Source organism: Pseudomonas sp. BS3782 TE3695, assembly GCF_050435305.1.
In the GTDB taxonomy this organism is placed as follows: Bacteria; Pseudomonadota; Gammaproteobacteria; order Pseudomonadales; family Pseudomonadaceae; genus Aquipseudomonas.
Genome location: NZ_JBNDKB010000001.1, coordinates 1,429,875 through 1,450,549 on the forward strand (window position 1 = coordinate 1,429,875; position 20,675 = coordinate 1,450,549).

Annotated in this window: 17 protein-coding genes; 12 read left to right on the top strand and 5 right to left on the bottom strand. The window is 59.7% G+C overall.

Annotated elements, in window-relative coordinates; all coding sequences use genetic code 11:
• Positions 1 to 87: 87 nt before the first annotated feature.
• The 4 genes from rsmA to ABH909_RS06410 are packed head-to-tail and all read right to left on the bottom strand — an operon-like array spanning position 88 to position 5,984.
• Positions 88 to 906 (bottom strand): 16S rRNA (adenine(1518)-N(6)/adenine(1519)-N(6))-dimethyltransferase RsmA, encoded by an 819-nt coding sequence (gene rsmA / locus ABH909_RS06395; RefSeq protein WP_008067426.1) that lies wholly within the window; start codon positions 904 to 906, stop codon positions 88 to 90.
• Positions 903 to 1,892, bottom strand: coding sequence for a 4-hydroxythreonine-4-phosphate dehydrogenase PdxA (gene pdxA / locus ABH909_RS06400; protein WP_429431354.1), 990 nt, complete (start codon positions 1,890 to 1,892; stop codon positions 903 to 905). Before pdxA ends, rsmA begins: the two co-directional genes overlap by 4 nt.
• Positions 1,889 to 3,205, bottom strand: a complete 1,317-nt coding sequence (surA, locus tag ABH909_RS06405; RefSeq protein WP_429431357.1) for a peptidylprolyl isomerase SurA — start codon at positions 3,203 to 3,205, stop codon at positions 1,889 to 1,891. The genes pdxA and surA overlap by 4 nt, the downstream gene beginning before the upstream one ends.
• Entirely contained in the window at positions 3,186 to 5,984 is a 2,799-nt protein-coding gene (locus ABH909_RS06410) for an LPS-assembly protein LptD (RefSeq protein WP_429431360.1), read from the bottom strand. Before ABH909_RS06410 ends, surA begins: the two co-directional genes overlap by 20 nt.
• A gap of 130 nt (positions 5,985 to 6,114) precedes the next feature.
• Here ABH909_RS06410 and ABH909_RS06415 point away from each other — a divergent pair, with 130 nt between their 5' ends.
• The 3 genes from ABH909_RS06415 to ABH909_RS06425 are packed head-to-tail and all read left to right on the top strand — an operon-like array spanning position 6,115 to position 8,571.
• Positions 6,115 to 7,134, top strand: a complete 1,020-nt coding sequence (locus ABH909_RS06415; RefSeq protein ID WP_429431363.1) for an aminoglycoside phosphotransferase family protein — start codon at positions 6,115 to 6,117, stop codon at positions 7,132 to 7,134.
• Positions 7,131 to 7,802, top strand: coding sequence for an N-acetylmuramate alpha-1-phosphate uridylyltransferase MurU (gene murU / locus ABH909_RS06420; protein ID WP_429431366.1), 672 nt, complete (start codon positions 7,131 to 7,133; stop codon positions 7,800 to 7,802). The genes ABH909_RS06415 and murU overlap by 4 nt, the downstream gene beginning before the upstream one ends.
• 1 nt (position 7,803) lies before the next feature.
• Positions 7,804 to 8,571: a TerB family tellurite resistance protein gene (locus ABH909_RS06425; protein ID WP_429431368.1), complete on the top strand. Its 768-nt coding sequence runs from the start codon at positions 7,804 to 7,806 to the stop codon at positions 8,569 to 8,571.
• Positions 8,572 to 8,702: 131 nt separating this feature from the next.
• Here the strand turns inward: ABH909_RS06425 and ABH909_RS06430 are convergent, their stop codons facing one another.
• Entirely contained in the window at positions 8,703 to 9,695 is a 993-nt protein-coding gene (locus ABH909_RS06430; RefSeq protein ID WP_429431371.1) for an alpha/beta hydrolase family protein, read from the bottom strand.
• Positions 9,696 to 9,768: 73 nt separating this feature from the next.
• On the opposite strand from ABH909_RS06430, the gene ABH909_RS06435 reads away from it, so the two are divergent.
• The 9 genes from ABH909_RS06435 (at position 9,769) to ABH909_RS06475 (ending at position 20,671) form a co-directional block, all read left to right on the top strand.
• On the top strand, positions 9,769 to 12,162 hold the full coding sequence (locus ABH909_RS06435) for a PAS domain-containing sensor histidine kinase (RefSeq protein WP_429431374.1): 2,394 nt from the start codon (positions 9,769 to 9,771) through the stop codon (positions 12,160 to 12,162).
• Between the two features lie 104 nt (positions 12,163 to 12,266).
• The gene (locus tag ABH909_RS06440) at positions 12,267 to 12,896 is read left to right on the top strand and encodes a response regulator (protein WP_003210977.1); all 630 of its coding nucleotides are present in this window, start codon (positions 12,267 to 12,269) and stop codon (positions 12,894 to 12,896) included.
• A 346-nt stretch (positions 12,897 to 13,242) separates the two neighbouring features.
• Positions 13,243 to 14,367, top strand: coding sequence for an ABC transporter ATP-binding protein (locus tag ABH909_RS06445; RefSeq protein WP_429431377.1), 1,125 nt, complete (start codon positions 13,243 to 13,245; stop codon positions 14,365 to 14,367).
• A gap of 48 nt (positions 14,368 to 14,415) precedes the next feature.
• Positions 14,416 to 15,459, top strand: coding sequence for an ABC transporter substrate-binding protein (locus ABH909_RS06450; protein ID WP_429431380.1), 1,044 nt, complete (start codon positions 14,416 to 14,418; stop codon positions 15,457 to 15,459).
• 181 nt (positions 15,460 to 15,640) lie between these two features.
• Entirely contained in the window at positions 15,641 to 16,888 is a 1,248-nt protein-coding gene (locus ABH909_RS06455; protein WP_429431383.1) for an ABC transporter permease, read from the top strand.
• A gap of 12 nt (positions 16,889 to 16,900) precedes the next feature.
• Positions 16,901 to 17,725 (top strand): ABC transporter permease, encoded by an 825-nt coding sequence (locus ABH909_RS06460; protein ID WP_095630821.1) that lies wholly within the window; start codon positions 16,901 to 16,903, stop codon positions 17,723 to 17,725.
• Positions 17,726 to 17,946: 221 nt separating this feature from the next.
• Positions 17,947 to 19,095: an iron-containing alcohol dehydrogenase gene (locus ABH909_RS06465; RefSeq protein WP_429431386.1), complete on the top strand. Its 1,149-nt coding sequence runs from the start codon at positions 17,947 to 17,949 to the stop codon at positions 19,093 to 19,095.
• An 86-nt stretch (positions 19,096 to 19,181) separates the two neighbouring features.
• On the top strand, positions 19,182 to 19,856 hold the full coding sequence (rpe, locus tag ABH909_RS06470) for a ribulose-phosphate 3-epimerase (RefSeq protein WP_429431389.1): 675 nt from the start codon (positions 19,182 to 19,184) through the stop codon (positions 19,854 to 19,856).
• On the top strand, positions 19,853 to 20,671 hold the full coding sequence (locus ABH909_RS06475; RefSeq protein ID WP_429431391.1) for a phosphoglycolate phosphatase: 819 nt from the start codon (positions 19,853 to 19,855) through the stop codon (positions 20,669 to 20,671). Before rpe ends, ABH909_RS06475 begins: the two co-directional genes overlap by 4 nt.
• Positions 20,672 to 20,675: the final 4 nt, after the last annotated feature.

Sequence of the window (20,675 nt, forward strand, 5' to 3'; positions counted from 1 at the left end):
GCGGGGCATAGCTGATAGAACTCAGTCTAGGCCAAGTATCGGGTAGTAAACCAGAGTGGCGTCCTGCCCGATAGCGCTCATCGCCTTTCAGTCGGTGGCAGGCTTGTGTAGGACTTGTTCGCTGAGCTTGTCGGCCAGGCGAACGAAAGCCGCCAGATCGAGCTGCTCGGGGCGTAGGCTGCCATCGACGCCGGCGGCTTCGATTTCAGCGTTGCTCAGCAACAATTTCAGCGTGTTGCGCAGGGTTTTACGGCGCTGGTTGAAGGCTTCGCGCACGACGCGCTCCAGCAGTTTGTGATCTTTGGCTGGATGCGGCAGTACCGCGTGAGGCACCAGGCGCACGATGGCCGAGTCGACTTTCGGCGGCGGATTGAATGCGCCCGGGCCGACGTTGAACAGATGCTCGACCCGGCAATGGTACTGAACCATGATCGACAGGCGACCCCAGTCACCGCCACCAGGTCCCGCCGCCAGACGCTCAACCACTTCTTTTTGCAGCATGAAGTGCATGTCACGAATCAGGCTTGCGTTGTGCAGCAGATGAAAGATCAGCGGCGTAGAGATGTTGTACGGCAGGTTGCCGACCACTCGCAGGCTGTTCGGCGCGGCGTTCAGGCTGTTGAAGTCGAACTTCAGTGCGTCGCCCTGATGCAGGTGGAAGTTGCTCTTGCTGGCGAACTGCTGGTTGAGGATGGGGATCAGGTCCTTGTCCAGCTCCACCACGTCCAGTTGGGCGCCGCTGTTGAGCAGGCCTTCGGTCAATGCGCCCTGGCCCGGGCCGATTTCCAGCAGACGGTCTTCAGGTTTGGCGTGAATGGACCGCAGGATGCGGTCGATAACGCCGGCATCGTGCAGAAAGTTCTGGCCGAAGCGCTTGCGCGCCCGGTGTTGGTAATGCTCGGTCATAAACGGGTCTCGGCCATCTGGTAGGCGGTTTCCAGGGCGACTTGCAGGCTGCCGGTGTCGATTTTGCCGCTGCCGGCCAGATCCAGGGCGGTGCCGTGGTCGACCGAAGTGCGGATGATCGGCAAGCCGAGGGTCACGTTGACTGCCGCGCCGAAACCTTTGTATTTCAGCACGGGCAGGCCCTGGTCGTGGTACATCGCCAGCACCGCGTCGCAGTGCTCCAGATATTTGGGGGTAAACAGAGTGTCGGCGGGCAGGGGGCCGCGAAGGTCCATGCCCTCGCCGCGCAGGCGCTCTAATGTAGGTTCGATGATGTCGATTTCTTCATGGCCCAGGTGACCGCCTTCACCGGCGTGCGGGTTGAGCCCGCAAACCAGGATGCGTGGCTGGGCGATGCCGAATTTTTCTTGCAGGTCGGCGTGCAGAATCCGCGTGACCCGCTCCAGCCGCTCCGGCGTGATTGCGTCGGCAATCTCGCGAAGGGGCAGATGAGTCGTAACCAGCGCTACTCGCAATCCGCGAGTGGCGAGCATCATCACCACTTGCGCGGTATGAGTCAGGTCAGCGAGAAATTCCGTGTGCCCGGAAAAGGTGATTCCGGATTCGTTGATCACGCCCTTGTGCACGGGGGCGGTGATCATGCCGGCGAAATGCCCGTCCAGGCAGCCCTGGCCAGCACGCGTCAGGGTTTCCAGAACGAAAGCCGCATTGGCCTTGTCCAGTTGCCCGGCGATGACCTTGGCGTTAAGCGGCGTATCCCACACATACAGGCTGTTGGCGGGTGCAGGAACGTCCGGCCAACTGTCCGGTGTTACCGACAGCAGATCGACAACCACGCCCAACTGCGCGGCCCGCTCGATGAGCAGGTCGCGGCTGGTAATGGCAATCAGGGGGTGTGGCTGAGCTTGCGAGGCGAGCAGCAGGCACAGGTCAGGACCTATGCCGGCCGGTTCGCCGGGGGTCAACGCGAAACGCTTGGGTTTCACTGCGTTGCCTGGTCTGCACCAGGGAGCTTGATTTCTACATACGCTTCGTCACGGATCTGACGCAGCCAGGTTTGCAGCTCTTCGTCGTATTTGCGGTTACGCAGTACGGTCATCGCTTGTTGTTCACGGGCCTGGCTGGTGCTGTCCGTGGCGCGGCGGCCCAGGACTTCCAGAACATGCCAGCCATATTGAGTCTGGAATGGCTTGGACAGCTGACCTTGTGGCGTCTTGGCCATCACTTCGCGGAATTCAGGCACCAGTGCATTCGGGTCGATCCAGTTCAGATCGCCACCGTTGAGGGCGGAACCCGGGTCTTCCGAGAAGTTTTTCGCCAGCTCGCCGAAGTCTTCGCCCGCTTCGATACGGGAATAGAGCGAATCAGCCAGGGCCTTGGTTTTTGCTTCGTCGCGGATCGGGCTTGGTTTGACCAGGATGTGACGTACATGCACTTCGTCACGCACCTGGGCTTCGCCGCCACGCTTGTCGAGGATCTTCAGAATGATGAAGCCGCCCGGTGTACGCATAGGCTGGGTGATGTCGCCAACAGACATGGTGCTCAGCAGGCGATCGAACGGAGGTGGAAGTTGGGCGGCTTTACGCCAGCCCATATCGCCGCCTTCCAGCGCGGTTTCGCTGGCGGATTTGGCGATTGCCAACTGACCGAAGTCAGCGCCTTGCTTGAGCTGCTGGTAGACCGCGTCGGCTTGTTTGGCGGCATTCTGAATCGCGTCGGAGTTGGCGCTTTCCGGGGTAGGAATCAGGATGTTGGCCAGACGGAACTCTTCGGACAGTTGCATCTTGCCCAGGTCGGACGCCAGGAAGTTCTTCACTTCCTGCTCGGACACCTGGATGCGTTCGGCTACACGACGCTGGCGCACACGGCTGATGATCATTTCGCGGCGGATCTGGTCACGAGCGTCGTCATAAGACAGGCCGTCGCGAGCCAGGGCGGCGCGGAATTGATCGATCGACATGTTGTTGCGCTGGGCAATGGTGCCGACAGCCTGGTTCAGTTCTTCATCGGTAATGCGAATGCCGGAACGCTCGCCGATCTGCAATTGCAGGTTTTCGACGATCAGACGTTCGAGCACCTGCTGATCCAGCACGCCCGCAGGCGGTACGGCAGCACCGCGCTTGGCGATGGTTTGCTGAACTTCACGAACACGCTGGTCCAGTTGGCTCTGCATGACCACGTCGTTGTCGACGATGGCCACCACTTTATCGATGGACTGTACCGCAGCGTTGGCCGCGGTACCCAGGAACAGCGCGCCCAGCAGCAGCGGGCGCAGACAATCAGAAAGCTTGGTCTTCACGTTCACGATAACCTTGGATGCCTTTGTCGAGGAAGCTCTCTACCTTGGCGCCGGTGAGGCCGCCGAGTCCCTTCAGAACAATTTGGAGGAAGACGCCGTGGTCGCCTTTTTCGTTTTCCGGGGCGTTCTGACTGAACTCGTCATAGCTGACCCAGTAACGGTTGATCAGGCGCAATTTCCAGCAGCAGTTGTCGTATTCGAAACCACCGAAGGCTTCCAGAGTACGGTTGCGGTTGTAGTCATACTGCCAGCGGCTGATAGCGTTCCACTGCGGCACGATTGGCCAGATCACCGAGAAGTCGTGCTGCTTGATCTTGTAGTAGTCCTTTACGTACCCAGGAGTGCCCGGAGTACCGTAGTCGCCACCACCCACCGCCCATTTGCCGGTGTTCTGGTCGTAACGGACCTGGTCATTGCGATAGCGATAACCGGCGTTGATGACCTTGTTCGGGTTGTCTTCAGGCTGGTAGTGGAACATTGCGCTACCCGAGCGAGGGCTGCGGCTGTCCGGGTCCCAGTTGTAATCGGCAGTGGTGCGCCAATCGCGGTTCCAGCGGTATTCGTATTCCAGCGCGTAAGGCGAAACACTGGATTTTGCATCGTCGCGGGTTTTCGCATCGATACCTGGCAACTGGACTTCGCGGTCCTTGAAGTACAAGGCCTGGCCGACGCTGATGCGTTGACGTTCGAAGCCGTTATCTTCAATCCAGCGGTTGGTCACGCCCAGCGACAGCTTGTTTTCGTCGCCGACACGGTCGGAGCCGGAGAAGCGGTTATCGCGAAACAGCGAGGCGTAGTTGAAGGTGTATTCGCCTGTGTCGAATACCGGAATGTCTTCCTGGTCTTCCTCAGGTACATAGAGGTAGAACAGGCGAGGTTCCAGGGTCTGGCGATAGTTTTTGCCGAACCACTGGGTATTGCGATCGAAGTACAGGCCGCTGTCGATACTGGCAATCGGTACGCCACGGTTTTGATTGCTGCTGTAGGTGCCGTTAAGGCGGTCCGCTTCTGCGCTTTGTGCAGCAATCTGGCTCTTGCCAATACCATCCAGATCCAGTTGGTACTGGGTGTACTGATACTTGAGCGATGGCTTCAGGAAGCCATAGGTCCAGTTCAACGGCAGGCTGACACCTGGCTTGAGATTCAAACGGTCGCCGGTAGCGCGAGCCAGGCCGGTCACGTTGTTATCAAGACGCGGTTCGACGCTGCCATCTTCGTTAACGAAGTTGCCATTTTTCAAATCACGGTCGAACCGGACGATTTCAGTCTCGTAATCGAAATCCAGACCTTGCGGATGATACGGCAGCTGGCCATTGAAGGTGATCTGCGGCAAACGATCATAAGGCGTGATGTTCGAAACGGTCGCCAGCTGATAAGCCTGGGCATTCAAACGAGCGGTGTAGCTGTCGCCACGATAGGTGACAGACCCTTGCTGATTCACGAAATCGGCACTTTTCACACCGATCTGATCAGTCTGCAGATCCTGGAAGTAATACGGATCGCTGATCTTGGTGTAATCGACCTGAGTCATTACGCGCGAATCCAGACCACCCTTGTGCTGCCAGTTGTACATGTAGCGGGTTTCTTCGTAGTCGGTCTGCAGCTTGCGATCATCGTTCTCGTCGTTGAGGTACGCGGCGCCGAACTGACCTTCGCTGGACTTGGTCAGGTAGCGGAATTCGCCTTCCATCAACAGACCACGCTTGCTCATGTAGCGTGGGTACAACGTGGCATCGTAGTTCGGTGCCAGGTTGAAGTAATAAGGGGTAACGAGCAGGAAGCCGGTATCGCTGCCGGTGCCCACAGTCGGCGGCAGGAAGCCGGACTGACGACGGTCGTCGATCGGGAAATAGATGTACGGCGTGTACAGAACCGGAATGTCCTTGACGCGCAGCGTCACGTTGGTCGCGGTACCGAAACCGGTCGCCGGGTTCAAGGTGATGTTGTTGCCCTTGAGCTGCCAGGCGTTGCTGTCCGGTTCGCACGTGGTGTACGTACCATCCTTGAGACGGATGATCGCGTTCTCGGCACGCTTGGCGTACAGCGCATTACCGCGGATACGCGATTTGTGCATCACGTATTCGGCGTTGTCGACCTTGGCTTCACCGGTGTCGAGCTGCACGTCGGCGTGGTCGCCCACGATCAATGCGCCGTTGTCGCGAATGCGCACGTTGCCACTCAGTTCGCCACGGCTTTCAGCCTGGTACAGGTTTGCTTCGTCGGCTTCGGCCTGCATGCTGCCCTGACGCATGACCACGTCACCGGCCAGGGTAGCGATCTGCTCTTCCTGCTTATAGCGGGAGGCTTTGGCGCCGATAAAGGTTGGCGCGTCACTTTTATCCGTCTTGTCATTCATGCCAGGACGAATCGGTTCGATATAGGAACCAGCGCAGTAAGGACCGGTTTCGGCCAATTGCGCTGCGGTGAGCTTCTCGCGCGGAACCCAGTCGAGGTGGCTGTAGTCTTCACTACGCGACTTCAGGCCACGGCCCTTGGACTCGGTAACCAGCACTGGCTTGGCGCCGGTGTCTGCGCTGGAGCCGGTGTCTGCCGCAGCTTCGCCGGTGGCGGAAACTGCACTGCCGTCATGGACAGGACGTGGCGGCAATGCAGCAGCCGGTGCCTTTGGCGCACAATCCCAGGCACCCGAAGCAGAGACTGAGCAGTCATACTGTTGCGCAGCGACCACGAACGAAGTGGCTAGAGGTTGCAGGGCCAGCAGACTGCCGGTGACCAACAACGGAAATTTTTTACGAAACGCGGGGGATTTCAATGCCATCTTATTAGTCCGGGCTTCCTGCGTGCCATCTGCCCGCGGTGTGGGCCGCACGCCTCTCGATGGTCTGAAAAAGATGCTGGATAATAAAGCATGACCCGCTTGACGGCTAGCGCCGTCGGAGACCCTTGCAATGCCTGACCAAGATGTACGCTTGCAACACCTGAAAGTTTGGCTCGATGAACAGTTGGCTATCCTCTACGCAGAACAGAATTGGGGCTCCGTGCCCCCGGCCACGTTGACTGCGGCCAGTAGCGACGCGAGTTTTCGGCGCTATTTCCGCTGGCAAGGCGCAGGCCGAAGTTTCGTCGTGATGGACGCGCCGCCGCCCCAGGAAAACTGCAAACCCTTCGTGGATATCGCTTTTCTGCTGGCGAAATCCGGAATAAACGTGCCGAAAATTTATGCCGAAGACCTCGAGCGTGGTTTTCTTTTGCTCAATGACCTGGGCAACAAGACTTATCTGGACGTGATCGACAGCGAAAACGCCGATGATTTGTTCAAGGATGCCCTGCAAGCACTGCTGGCTTTCCAGCAGTTGCCGATGGTGGCGCCGCTGCCGAGTTATGACGTGGCGCTGTTGCGTCGCGAGCTGGAATTGTTCCCCGAGTGGTACGTGAAACGCGAGCTGGGCATCGAGTTCGACCCGGCGCAGCAAACGCTCTGGCAACAGGCCAGCGACTTGCTGATCGACAGCGCTCTGGCTCAGCCCAAAGTCCTGGTGCATCGCGATTACATGCCGCGCAACCTGATGCTCAGCGAGCCGAACCCCGGTGTGCTGGATTTCCAGGACGCGGTGTACGGCCCGGTGACTTATGACGTGACCTGCCTGTTCAAGGATGCCTTTCTCAGTTGGCCTGAGGAGCGCGTGCGTGGCTGGCTGGAGGATTACTGGCAGCAAGCCGGCGCGCTCGACATCCCGGTGCAGCCAGACTTTGAAGATTTCTTGCGCGCCAGCGACCTGATGGGCGTGCAACGGCACTTGAAAGTCATCGGCATTTTCGCCCGCATCTGCCATCGCGACGGCAAGCCGCGTTACCTGGGCGACGTGCCGCGCTTCTTTGCTTATATAGACGCGGTCATCGCACGTCGCCCTGAGCTGGCGAAGTTGGGTGAATTGCTGGCGAGTCTGCGTGCTGGAGCGACGGCATGAAGGCAATGATTCTGGCGGCGGGTAAAGGCGAGCGCATGCGTCCGCTGACTCTGACCACGCCAAAACCGCTGGTTCGCGCCGGCGGAGTGCCCCTGATCGAATATCACCTGCGCGCCTTGGCGGCTGCCGGGTTTAGCGAGATCGTGATCAACCATGCCTGGCTCGGTCAGCAGATCGAAGATTATCTGGGCGATGGTTCGCGGTACGGCGTGAGCATTCAGTATTCGGCGGAAGGCGAACCCCTGGAAACCGGTGGCGGTATTTTCCGTGCGTTGCCGTTGTTGGGTGACGAGGCCTTTATGGTGGTCAACGGTGACATCTGGACCGACTACGACTTCAGCGTGTTGCATCAGCCTATCGCCGGGCTCGCTCATTTGGTATTGGCGGACAACCCGGCGCATCACCCAAGTGGAGATTTCACTTTGGTCGATGGCCATGTGCAGGACGGTCGGCCGGGTACATCAACCTTGACCTACAGCGGCATCGCCGTGCTGCACCCGCAGCTGTTTGACGGGTGTTCGGCCGGAGCCTTCAAACTTGCGCCGCTGCTGCGCAAAGCCATGGCTGAGGGGCAAGTGACCGGCGAACGCCTGAATGGGCATTGGGTGGATGTCGGCACCCACGAGCGCCTGGCTGAAGTAGACACTCTGATAGAAGCGAGACGCTGACATGTTGTGGCCAGGGACTCTGATTGGAGCCGGAGCGGGCTTTGCCATAGCCAGCATTCCGGGGGCCATGCTCGGCGCTTTATTGGGACAGGCGCTGGACCGGCGCCTGCATCTGCAAAGCTGGGCGCATTTATGGGAAAAATTCGGTGGTCGCTCGGTGCTGCGCAACGATGAACTGCTGTTCGTGTTGCTGGGTCGATTGGCCAAGAGCGATGGACGGGTAGTCGATGGCCACATTCAGCAGGCGCGGCAGGAAATGCGCTCGCTGGAGATGACCGAGTCGGCGCAACGTCGGGCGATTGCGGCGTTCAATCGCGGTAAGTCGGGACACGACCGGTTGCGCGGTTATCTGCGACGCCTGAGTGCCCAACCCCATGCGGCGGAAGGGGTGTTGCGTGCCTGTTGGCGGATGGTCTGGGCGGATGGTCGCGCCGGTAGCAATGAGCGCGAACTGATTGCCCAGTGGGGCAAATGGCTCGGCTGGACGTCCCATCAAGTGCAGGCGCTGGCCAGCGATTATGAGCCGCAGAAGCGATCGTTGGTCACCGGCGCGATCACGTATCAGGATGCCTTGCGACTGTTGGGCGTGTCTGCCACCAGTGAACCGGCACAAATCAAGCGTGCCTATCGCCGCCTGCTCAGTCGGCATCATCCGGACAAGATTGCCGGCAGCGGTGCGACGGCGTTGCAGGTTCGTGAGGCAACGGACAAGACTCGTGAATTGCACAATGCCTATACGTTGATTCGTGAGCGGCGGGATTTTCGGTAGCAGGGCAGAGTTGTGTTGACATGCTATTGCTTTCGCGAGCAAGCCCGCTCCCACATTTGATCGGTGTTGCCTGTCTGAACGCGATCTGATGTGGGAGCGGGCTTGCTCGCGAAGGGCGCGCCGCCGATCTATCAGTCCGCCGCAGGCTGTGGATTCAACCACCCGCGCACCCGCCGTACCAATTGCTCTTGTTCGGCCTTGGCATTCCCCGGCAAAGCCTTGAGCGACACCTGACTGAACCCCGAAGTTTTCAAGCGCTTGCTGGCCTGCAAACGTTCCAGCGCCGCGTTACGATCCACCGGCTTATCCATATAGAAGATGTCTGCGGTAGGCAGCTTCAACGTGGGTGTGAGCTCAGCCAGTCCCGGTTTTGCTGTAACAGGCGTCTGGGTGGCAATCATCACGAATTTCTCGACTTGCGATGGCTGCTTCTCGCTCAGATAACGCGCGGCCCAGTAAGCGCCGGTGCCATGGCCCAGCAGGACAATACTGCGAGCGCTTTGCTGTTCGGCGTAGGCGATGGCGGCATCGATACGGGCGAAGATTCGCTCCGCGTCGGCTTTGGCGTGTTCTTCGGTGGTTTCGACGATGGCCTTGTCGGTCACCTCCGCTTCGCCGCCGGCCGCCTGTTCGATGGGCGCCGCCGTCGTCGCGTCTTTGCTGCCGGCATCAGGGGTTTTGGGCGCTGGCGCCACTTCGACGATACGTGGCGCAATGGCGTCGCTTTGCAGGTCCGGCAAGGTGATACTCAGGCTGCTCCACTCGGCGTCCGGCAATTTACGGCGCAATGGGCCGATCGCTTGCGGCCAGTCAACGGTTTCGCCGGCGCCCGGGATGATAATCACCGCGCCTTTGGGTTCGGCGGTATTGGCCGGTTTCCACAAGGCGAGGAAGTTGTCGGTACCGGCTTGCAGTTGCTGCTGTTCCTGTGCGGGGATTTTTCGCTCAAGTGCGGCCGCTTCTTCCTGACTACGCTCAAGCAGCGGCTGGCGTTCAACCGGTTTTTCTTCTGCGGGTTTTTCCGCGGCGGCAGGTGCCGGGTCAGCCGCTTCGACGGAAAACGCGCAAGGCAGGATCAACGACAGGCACAATGCTGGCAGTGCCAGGCGGTAGACAGGGGGCATCGGATATTCCAGGCCAGAAGTGATTCCGGCAGCCTAATGGGTTGGTCAGTATTTGTCAGTGTGTGAGACTTCGATGATGCATTTTCGCTGCCTGTGGGTTATCGGCTGTTTGTGGTTTCCCTTGATGGGCTGGGCGGCGCCCGCGCCACCGGCGCATGTCGTGCAACTGTCGCCAGCGCAACAGCAATGGCTGGCGCAGCATGGCGAGTTGCGGGTCGGCGTGGTGTTGCAAACGCCTTATGCCCAATACGATCGCCGCTTGCAGCGCCTGTCCGGGGTTAATATCGAGCTGATGAAGTGGCTGGCCAAGGCGCTCAAGATCGAACTGAGCTGGCGTAATTATCCCGATCTTGCGCAACTGGAAGCCGCCGCCCGTGAAGGCGACATCGATATCGCGCCAGGCCTGACGCAAACCCCCGCGGCTTTGCGGCTCTGGCAATTTTCCGACCCTTACATGCGGGTGTCGCAACTGGTGGTCAGCGACCAGAAAAGCACCGGGGCCGTAGAGCTGGAAAAACTCGACAGCCAGACCCGCGTTGCCGTGCGCATGCCCAGCGTCACCGCCGATTATCTGCGCAGCAATTATCCTCATCTGAACTTGCAGGGCGTGCCTCTGGAGCGCCAGGCGCTGCAACTGTTGTTGAGTCAGCAGGCCGGTTACGCCGTAGTCGATGAAGCGCAGTTCGGGCGTCTGTCTGCCGAGCCCGAATTCTCCGGGTTGGTCGTGGTGGGCGATATCGGTTTCCCGCAACTGCTGCGAGTGGCCACGCGCCGGGATTGGCCGGAGTTGGCCGGTATCGTTGAAAGCGCACTGCGAGCGATCCCGGCCAAGGATCTGGAGCAATTGCACAATCAATGGGTGCAACCCAAGTATCCGCGGCTGACCGAGTCGCCGGGGTTCTGGCAAAACCTCTGCCTGCTCTTGTTGGTGTTGCTGCTGAGCAGCATGGCCATTGTGTTCTGGCAGCGGCGTCAACAACACAGTCTGGAGCAACGATTGCTGGCGGCGCGCGAAGACATTGCCCTGCGCGAGGCCAGCGAAGAGGCCTTGCGCCTCACGCAGTTTTCCATCGATCAGAGCACCGTCGGCATCCTTTGGGTCAACTGGGACAGCCACGTGCGCTATGCCAACCGGGCGGCTGAAACCATGCTCGGCTACCCGGTGGGCGGAATCATTGATCGGCCATTGATCGACTTCGAGCCCGGCTTGCACATGGATCGCTGGCTGAGCCTGTGGAAACGCGCCAGGGCCAGTGACGAAGCGCCGCAAAGTTTCGAGACCCATTGCGTGCGAGCGGACGGCAGTATCCTGCCGGCGGATGTTTCGTTGAGTTTCTTGCGTTTTCGCGATGGCGAATACCTGGTGGTTTACCTCAATGACGTCACCGAGCGTCGTCGCGCCCTGGCCGCGTTGCAGGAAAGCGAAGCGCGCCTGAAAGGGATCGCCGCCAATGTCCCCGGCCTGGTCTTTCGTCTGGAGCGCGCGCCGGTGACCGGGCAGATCGACTTTGCCTACATCAGTGAAGGCAGCGAGAGCCTGGTGGGCTACTCGCCCGCGACGCTGGCTCATCGCGACAAAGGCTTGCGCAGTCTGGTGCATCCGGACGATAGGGCCAGTTATCACCAGACCCAGGATCACGCGCTGGACACCGACAGCGACTGGTCGTGGCAGGGCCGGATTCTGACCCGTCAGGGCGAGCAGCGCTGGGCCGAGATCAAGGCCATCACTCGCCGCCTCGATGACGGCGCCTATGTCTGGGACGGGATCGTCTGGGACATCACCGAGAGCAAGCGTATCGAACTGGAACTGGCCAGCTCCCGCGAGCAATTGCGCGAGTTGTCCGCCCACCTGGAGAGCGTTCGGGAAGAGGAAAAGGCCCGCATCGCCCGGGAAGTTCACGACGAATTGGGTCAGATGCTGACCGTGTTGAAGCTGGAAACGTCCATGTGCGAATTGGCCTACGCCCAGCTCGATCCGGGCCTGCATGAACGCTTGAACAGCATGAAGCGGCTGATCGCGCAGCTGTTTCAATTGGTGCGCGATGTGGCCACGGCGCTACGGCCGCCGATTCTCGATGCCGGGATTGCCTCGGCCATTGAATGGCAGGCCCGGCGGTTCGAGGCGCGCACGCAGATTCCGTGTCTGGTGCAGGTGCCGGATAACTTGCCGGTGCTCAGCGATGCCAAGGCCATTGGGCTGTTCCGCATCCTTCAGGAAGCGCTGACCAATGTCATGCGCCACGCCCAGGCGCATACTGTTGAACTGACGCTGGCCCTTGAGGGCGATGAACTCTGCCTGACTGTCAGCGATGATGGCGTAGGATTTGTCGCCGCCACTGGCAGGCAGACATCCTTTGGTGTGGTCGGCATGCGTGAGCGGGTGTTGATCATGGGCGGGCAGTTATCGCTTGAGAGTGAGCCGGGGGAGGGTACGACTCTCAGCGTGCGCGTGCCGTTGGACCGCTAAAAGATCGCAGCCTTCGGCAGCTCCTACGCCGAACGCATACCCCTGTAGGAGCTGCCGAAGGCTGCGATCTTTTCGGCGACAAGGCAATTTTTGAGGAGAGGCAAGTGATCCGTGTACTGGTAGCCGAAGACCACACCATCGTTCGTGAAGGCATCAAGCAATTGATCGGCTTGGCCAAGGACTTGCTGGTGGTAGGGGAGGCGAGCAATGGTGAACAGTTGCTCGAAACCTTGCGCCATGTTCCCTGCGAAGTGGTGTTGCTGGATATCTCCATGCCCGGGGTCAACGGCCTGGAAGCGATCCCGCGGATTCGCGCCTTGAACAATCCCCCGGCGATTCTGGTGTTGTCGATGCACGACGAAGCACAAATGGCCGCTCGGGCGTTGAAGGTCGGTGCAGCAGGTTATGCGACCAAGGACAGCGATCCGGCATTGCTGCTCACGGCAATCCGCAAAGTCGCGGCGGGTGGGCGATACATTGACCCGGACCTGGCTGACCGGATGGTCTTCGAAGTCGGCCTGACGGATTCGCGGCCATTGCACTCCTTGCTGTCGGAGCGTGAATTCTCGGTATTCGAACGCTTGGCCCAGGGCGCCAACGTCAACGACATCGCCCAGCAACTGGCCCTGAGCAGCAAAACCATCAGCACCCACAAGGCGCGACTGATGCAGAAACTCAACATCACCTCCCTGGCTGAACTGGTGAAGTACGCGATGGAACACAAACTCCTCTGAGAACTGTTCACGATCACCCGTAGGAGCTGCCGCAGGCTGCGATCTTTTGATCTTGATCTTCGGCGATCTTGATGCCGCCAAAAGATCGCAGCCTGCGGCAGCTCCTACAAGGACCGTGTCGGCATGTCCATTTGCGACATGCACACAAAGCCGCTTTTACCCATTCTTGCGGCTTGCAGCTTCAAGCTTGCCGCTGCTCCTATCCATCCCCGCCATCCTTGTAGGGCAATCCCTACCCACAACCTTCCATCCGGCTGAGGCGATTCTCTCCTGCGCCCCGATTTGCGCCACTCCCAGCGTCCACTAGGCTTAGTCCACAGCAGTCATCAATAACAAAGGTGTGGGTATGAGCCAGGTTGATTCAAGCGCAGGGGCCAGCGATATTCTGGTCAGCTTTCGTGGAGTGCAAAAGAGCTACGACGGCGAGAACCTGATCGTCAAAGACCTCAACCTGGATATTCGCAAAGGCGAATTCCTCACCTTGCTCGGGCCGTCCGGCTCCGGCAAGACCACCAGTCTGATGATGCTCGCCGGTTTCGAAACGCCGACCGCCGGCGAAATTCAGCTGGCCGGGCGTTCCATCAACAACGTGCCACCGCATAAACGCGACATCGGCATGGTGTTCCAGAACTACGCGTTGTTCCCGCACATGACGGTCGCCGAGAACCTGGCGTTCCCGCTGACCGTGCGCGGCTTGAACAAGAATGATGTCAGTGACCGGGTCAAACGCGTTTTGAGCATGGTTCAGCTCGACACCTTCGCCCAGCGTTATCCGGCGCAACTGTCCGGCGGCCAGCAACAGCGTGTGGCCTTGGCCCGTGCGTTGGTGTTCGAACCGCAACTGGTGCTGATGGACGAACCTCTCGGCGCACTGGATAAACAACTGCGCGAACACATGCAGATGGAAATCAAACACCTGCACCAGCGCCTCGGTGTGACCGTGGTCTACGTGACCCACGACCAGGGCGAAGCCCTCACCATGTCTGACCGTGTGGCGGTGTTCCATCAGGGCGAGATCCAGCAGATCGCGCCACCGCGCTCCCTCTATGAAGAACCGAAAAACACCTTCGTCGCCAACTTCATCGGCGAGAACAACCGTCTCAATGGTCGCTTGCACAGCCACACCGGCGACCGCTGCGTCGTCGAACTCGGTCGCGGTGAAAAGGTTGAGGCCCTGGCGGTCAATGTCGGCAAGACCGGCGACCCCGTCACCCTGTCGATTCGCCCGGAACGCGTGAGCCTCAATGGTTCGAGCGAGTCCTGCGTCAACCGCTTCTCGGGGCGGGTGGCGGAATTCATCTATCTGGGCGACCACGTCCGGGTTCGCCTGGAAGTCTGCGGCAAGACCGACTTCTTCGTGAAACAACCGATTGCCGAGCTCGATCCCGCGCTCACTGTCGGCGACGTGGTACCGCTTGGCTGGCAGGTCGAACACGTTCGCGCGCTCGACCCACTTTTAGAGGCGCATTGATCGCCCCGGCTACACCAACACCAACCCTGCACGTGGAGAGAACAATAAATGTTGAGATCCCTGAAATTCACCGCTTTGGTCATGGGCATGATCGGCGCGGCACACGCGATGGCGGCGGGCCCGGACCTGACCGTGGTGTCCTTTGGCGGGGCGAACAAGGCGGCGCAGGTCAAAGCCTTCTACGCACCGTGGGAAGCGGCGGGCAACGGCAAGATCGTGGCGGGCGAGTACAACGGCGAAATGGCCAAGGTCAAAGCCATGGTCGACACCAAGAGCGTGTCCTGGGACCTGGTGGAGGTTGAATCGCCAGAACTGTCCCGTGGTTGCGACGAAGACATGTTCGAGCAACTCGACCCTGCGCTGTTCGGCAACACCGAAGACTACGTCAAAGGCGCTATCCAGCCTTGTGGCGTGGGCTTCTTCGTGTGGTCGACCGTGCTGGCCTACAACGCCGACAAACTGAAAACCGCGCCGACCAGTTGGGTCGATTTCTGGGACACCAAGACATTCCCGGGCAAACGTGGCCTGCGTAAAGGCGCCAAGTACACCCTTGAGTTCGCCTTGATGGCCGATGGTGTTGCACCGAAAGACGTCTACAAAGTGCTGGCCGGCAAGGACGGTCAGGACCGTGCGTTCAAGAAGCTCGATGAGCTGAAGCCAAGCATCCAGTGGTGGGAAGCCGGCGCGCAACCGCCGCAGTATCTCGCTTCCGGTGACGTGGTCATGAGCTCGGCCTACAACGGCCGGATCGCCGCGGTACAGAAAGAAAGCAACCTGAAAGTGGTGTGGAATGGCGGTATCTACGACTTCGACGCGTGGGCGATTCCAAAAGGTCTGGACAAGACCCGTGCTGAAGCGGCGAAGAAATTCATCGCCTTCACCGTGCAACCGCAGCAACAGAAGACCTACTCGGAAAATATCGCTTACGGCCCGGCCAACACCAAAGCTGTGCCGTTGTTGGCCAAGGATGTCCTGAAAGACATGCCGACCACCCCGGAAAACATCGCCAACCAGGTGCAGATCGACGTCAGCTTCTGGGCTGACAACGGCGAGCAACTGGAGCAGCGCTTCAATTCCTGGGCTGCGAAGTAATCCTTCGCCTGTAGGAGCTGCCGAAGGCTGCGATCTTTTGACTTTGGCTTTTTCAAGATCAAGAGATCGCAGCCTCGTTGCACTCGACAGCTCCTACAGGAGCGAGGCGTTTTTTGAGTATTGATGTAATGCGGCATCGCTGTGTGCGATGCCGCCCATCCAAAGATTTCCGGAGTACGCCATGGCTATCGCCGTTCCCGTGAACGCGGGCACTGACCCCACCTTGAAGCAGCGGCTCAAGCATGCCGAGCGGATCAACCGCTGGAAAGCTCAAGCCTTGATCGCGCCGTTGGTGCTGTTTCTGTTGCTGGTGTTCCTGGTGCCGATCGTGGCGCTGCTCTACAAAAGCGTCGGTAACCCCGAAGTGGTCGGCGCCATGCCGCGCACCGTGGCAGCCATCGCCAGTTGGGATGGCCGAGGCCTGCCGGCAGAGCCTGTGTACAAGGCCGCCAGCGAAGACCTCGCCGAAGCCCGCAAGAATCAGACCTTGGGCGACTTGTCCAAGCGCTTGAACATGGAGTTGGCCGGCTACCGCAGCCTGCTGACCAAAACCGCACGCGCCTTGCCGTTCGCCACCGAGCCGACGTCCTATAAAGAAGCGCTCGAAGCGCTGGACGAGCGTTGGGGTGATCCGGCCTATTGGCAGGTCATACGCCGCAATACCAGCAATGTGACGCCTTATTACCTGCTGGCCGCTGTCGATCATCGTATCGACGACCTCGGTGAGCTGGCTCCGGCCACCCCCGATCAGGCGATCTACCTCGATATCTTTGCCCGAACCTTCTGGATGGGCCTGATCATCACCGTGATCTGCCTGGTGCTAGCCTATCCACTGGCCTACCTGCTGGCGAACCTGCCATCGCGGCAAAGCAACCTGTTGATGATTCTGGTGCTGTTGCCGTTCTGGACCTCGATTCTGGTGCGGGTCGCCGCGTGGATCGTGTTGCTACAGTCGGGCGGTTTGATCAACAGCGGGTTGATGGCCATGGGCATTATCGATAAGCCGCTGGAACTGGTGTTCAACCGCACCGGGGTTTACATCTCGATGGTGCACATCCTGCTGCCGTTCATGATTCTGCCGATCTACAGCGTAATGAAAGGCATCTCGCCGACGTACATGCGCGCAGCGATTTCCCTGGGCTGCCACCCGTTCGCCAGTTTCTGGCGGGTGTATTTCCCGCAGACCTATGCCGGTGTCGGTGCCGGTTGCCTGTTGGTGTTCATCCTCGCCATCGGCTACTACATCACCCCGGCGTTGCTGGGCAGCCCGAACGATCAGATGGTCAGTTATTTCGTCGCCTTCTACACCAACACCAGCATCAACTGGGGTATGGCGACCGCGCTCGGTGGGCTGTTGCTGCTGGCGACCGTGGTGCTTTATCTGATTTACAGCCGGCTGGTGGGCGCCAGTCGCCTGCGTCTGAGCTAAGGGGAGAATGAAATGCTGAGTCCTTACATGTCGCCCATCGAACGGGTGTGGTTCTACAGCTTGCGGATTCTCTGCGGCTTGATTCTGTTGTTCCTGATCCTGCCGGTGCTGGTGATCATTCCGCTGTCGTTCAACTCCGGAAGCTTTCTGGTCTATCCGCTGCAAGGCTTCTCGTTGCAGTGGTACGAGGACTTTTTTGCTTCGGCGGAATGGATGCGTTCGTTGAAGAACAGCATGATCGTGGCCCCCGCAGCGACGGTGCTGGCGATGATCTTTGGCACGTTGGCGGCGATCGGCCTGACCCGGGGTGATTTCCCGGGTAAGCCACTGGTGATGGCGCTGGTGATTTCGCCGATGGTGGTGCCGGTGGTCATCATTGGTGTGGCGAGTTATCTGTTCTTTGCGCCGCTGGGATTGGGCAACAGCTTTTTCTCGTTGATCGTGGTGCATGCGGTGTTGGGTGTGCCGTTTGTGATCATCACGGTGTCGGCGACCTTGCAGGGGTTCAACCAGAACCTGGTGCGGGCCGCTGCCAGCCTCGGGGCTTCACCGCTGACCGCATTCCGGCGGGTGACCTTGCCGTTGATTGCGCCGGGCGTGATTTCCGGTGCGCTGTTTGCCTTCGCCACCTCATTCGATGAAGTGGTGGTGACACTGTTCCTTGCCGGTCCTGAACAAGCGACCTTGCCTCGGCAGATGTTCAGCGGTATCCGTGAAAACCTCAGCCCGACGATTGCCGCTGCCGCGACGCTGCTGATTGCGTTCTCGGTGGTCCTGTTGCTGACCCTGGAATGGCTGCGTGGGCGCAGCGAAAAACTGCGTACCGCGCAGGTCTGACGCGGTCTCTGTAGGAGCTGTCGAGTGAAACGAGGCTGCGATCTTTTGATCTTGTTCTTAAAAGCAAAATCAAAAGATCGCAGCCTCGTTTCGCTCGACAGCGCCTACAGGGTTTTGTGTGTTTTTCGGGGGCGTGGGGCATTCACGAACTTAATAGCAGACAACCCCCAATCCCCAGCTACTATTGTGCCCAGCTCCCCTATCTATAAGAGGCTGCGCATATGAGTCTTTCCTCTTTCAAAATCGCTCACAAACTGATCACTGGCGCAGGTGCCATCGAGCAACTGGCGGCTGAACTCACACGTCTGGACATCGATAACCCGCTGATCGTCACCGACGCCGCACTGGTCAAGTCCGGCACGGTAGAGCTGGCGCTGGCGCAGCTGGGCGAGCGCAGCTACGAGGTTTTCGACCGGGTGCTGCCGGATCCGGAAATCGCCATCGTCGAAGATTGCATGCGGGTTTACCGTGAAGGCGGGCATGACGGATTGATTGGTCTCGGTGGCGGCAGTGCCATCGACATTGCCAAGAGTGTTGCAGCCTATGCGGGTTACCACGGCGCCCTGGAGGATTTGTTCGGCGTCGATCAGGTGCCGCGCAAAGGCCCGCCGCTGATTGCTATCCCGACCACTGCCGGCACCGGTTCGGAAGTGACTAACGTGGCCATCCTCTCCGACAAGGTCGCGCAACTGAAGAAAGGTATTGTCAGCGATTACCTGTTGCCGGACGTGGCAATGATCAGCCCGCAAATGACCCTGACCTGCCCGCGCAGTGTCACCGCTGCCAGTGGCATCGATGCGCTGGTGCATGCCATCGAGTCCTACCTGTCGCTCAATGCCTCGCCCATCACCGATGCCCTGGCCATTGGCGCGATCAAACTGATTACCAAAGCACTGCCCAAGGCCTACGCCAATCCATCCCATCTGCAAGCCCGCGAAGACATGGCCACCGCCAGCCTGATGGCCGGCATGGCGTTCGGCAATGCCGGGGTCGGCGCGGTGCATGCGTTGGCGTATCCACTGGGCGGGCGTTTCAACATTGCCCATGGCGTCAGCAATGCCTTGCTGCTGCCGTATGTAATGACCTGGAACAAGATGGCTTGCGTGGAGCGCATGCAGGATATTGCCGAGGCCATGGGAGTGAAGACCGCTCATCTGAGCGCCAACGAAGCGGCGGACAAAGCCGTGGAGGCGATGACCGAGCTGTGTGCAGCGGTAGAAATCCCGCTGGGCCTACGCAGTTTCGGGGTGCCCGAGGATGCGATCCCGGCCATGGCCGTGGAAGCCGCTGGGATTGAGCGCCTGATGCGTAACAATCCGCGCAAGTTGAGTACCGTCGATATCGAGAAGATCTATCGAGCGGCCTATTAGTACCCAATCATCGCAGCACGGTGCGCGCGTCAAAGCATGAGGTATACAATGCGCGCCATCGTGATTCTGCTCAAAAAAGGTGCGTCATGCAGCCCTTCGTCATTGCTCCGTCGATTCTCTCCGCCGACTTCGCCCGCCTGGGCGAGGAAGTGGACAACGTCCTGGCCGCCGGCGCCGACTTCGTGCACTTCGATGTCATGGACAACCACTACGTGCCCAACCTGACCATCGGCCCGATGGTGTGTGCCGCGCTGCGCAAGTACGGCGTGACTGCGCCGATCGATGCGCACTTGATGGTCAGCCCGGTGGACCGCATCGTCGGTGACTTCATCGAAGCCGGTGCGACCTACATTACTTTCCACCCGGAAGCCACGCAGCACGTCGACCGTTCCCTGCAACTGATCCGCGAGGGCGGCTGCAAGGCCGGCCTGGTGTTCAACCCGGCGACCCCGCTGGACGTACTCAAGTACGTGATGGACAAGGTCGACATGGTGTTGCTGATGAGCGTCAACCCGGGCTTCGGCGGGCAGAAGTTCATTCCCGGCACCCTCGACAAGCTGCGTGAGGCGCGGGCGCTGATCGATGCCTCCGGTCGTGACATTCGCCTGGAAATCGACGGTGGGGTGAACGTGAACAACATTCGCGAAATCGCTGCTGCTGGCGCCGACACCTTCGTGGCCGGTTCGGCGATCTTCAATGCGCCGAACTACCAGGACGTGATTGAAAAAATGCGCGCCGAACTGGCTCTGGCTCGCCCATGAGTGGTTTTGAGCAGCTGTTCCCCGGGCGTCTGCCGCGGCTGGTGATGTTCGATCTGGATGGCACGCTGGTCGATTCAGTCCCCGACCTCGCGGCGGCCGTGGATAACATGCTGCTCAAACTCGGGCGCCAACCTGCCGGTATCGAAGCGGTACGGGAGTGGGTCGGCAACGGCGTGCACGTGCTGGTGCGCCGGGCCTTGGCCAACCACATCGACGGCGAGGGTGTCGATGAGGTCGAGGCTGAGCATGCCCTGGAATTGTTCAACGGCTTTTATGAGGACGGTCACGAACTGACGGTGGTTTACCCCGGCGTGCGTGACACCCTCAAATGGCTGAACAAGCAAGGCGTCGAAATGGCGCTGATCACCAATAAGCCGGAACGCTTCGTCGCGCCGCTGCTGGATCACATGAAGATCGGCCGTTACTTCAAATGGATCATCGGTGGCGACACCCTGCCGAATAAGAAACCCGACCCGGCCGCGCTGTTTTTCGTGATGAAAATGGCCAACATTCCAGCGTCCCAATCGTTGTTCGTCGGTGACTCGCGCAGCGACGTGCTGGCGGCGAAAGCGGCGGGGGTCAAATGCGTGGCCCTCAGTTACGGCTATAACCACGGTCGGCCAATCGCCGAAGAATCGCCGGCGCTGGTGATCGATGATCTGCGCAAACTAATTCCCGGTTGCCTGGATCCGGCCGCTGAGATAACGTTGCCCGACGCTGTTCAATCCCCTCCTGGAAACGCCATCGTGGTGGTCACTCGCAAACTCTGGATGAAAGTCATCAAGGCCCTGGCCCGCTGGCGTTGGCGCGCCTGACTTG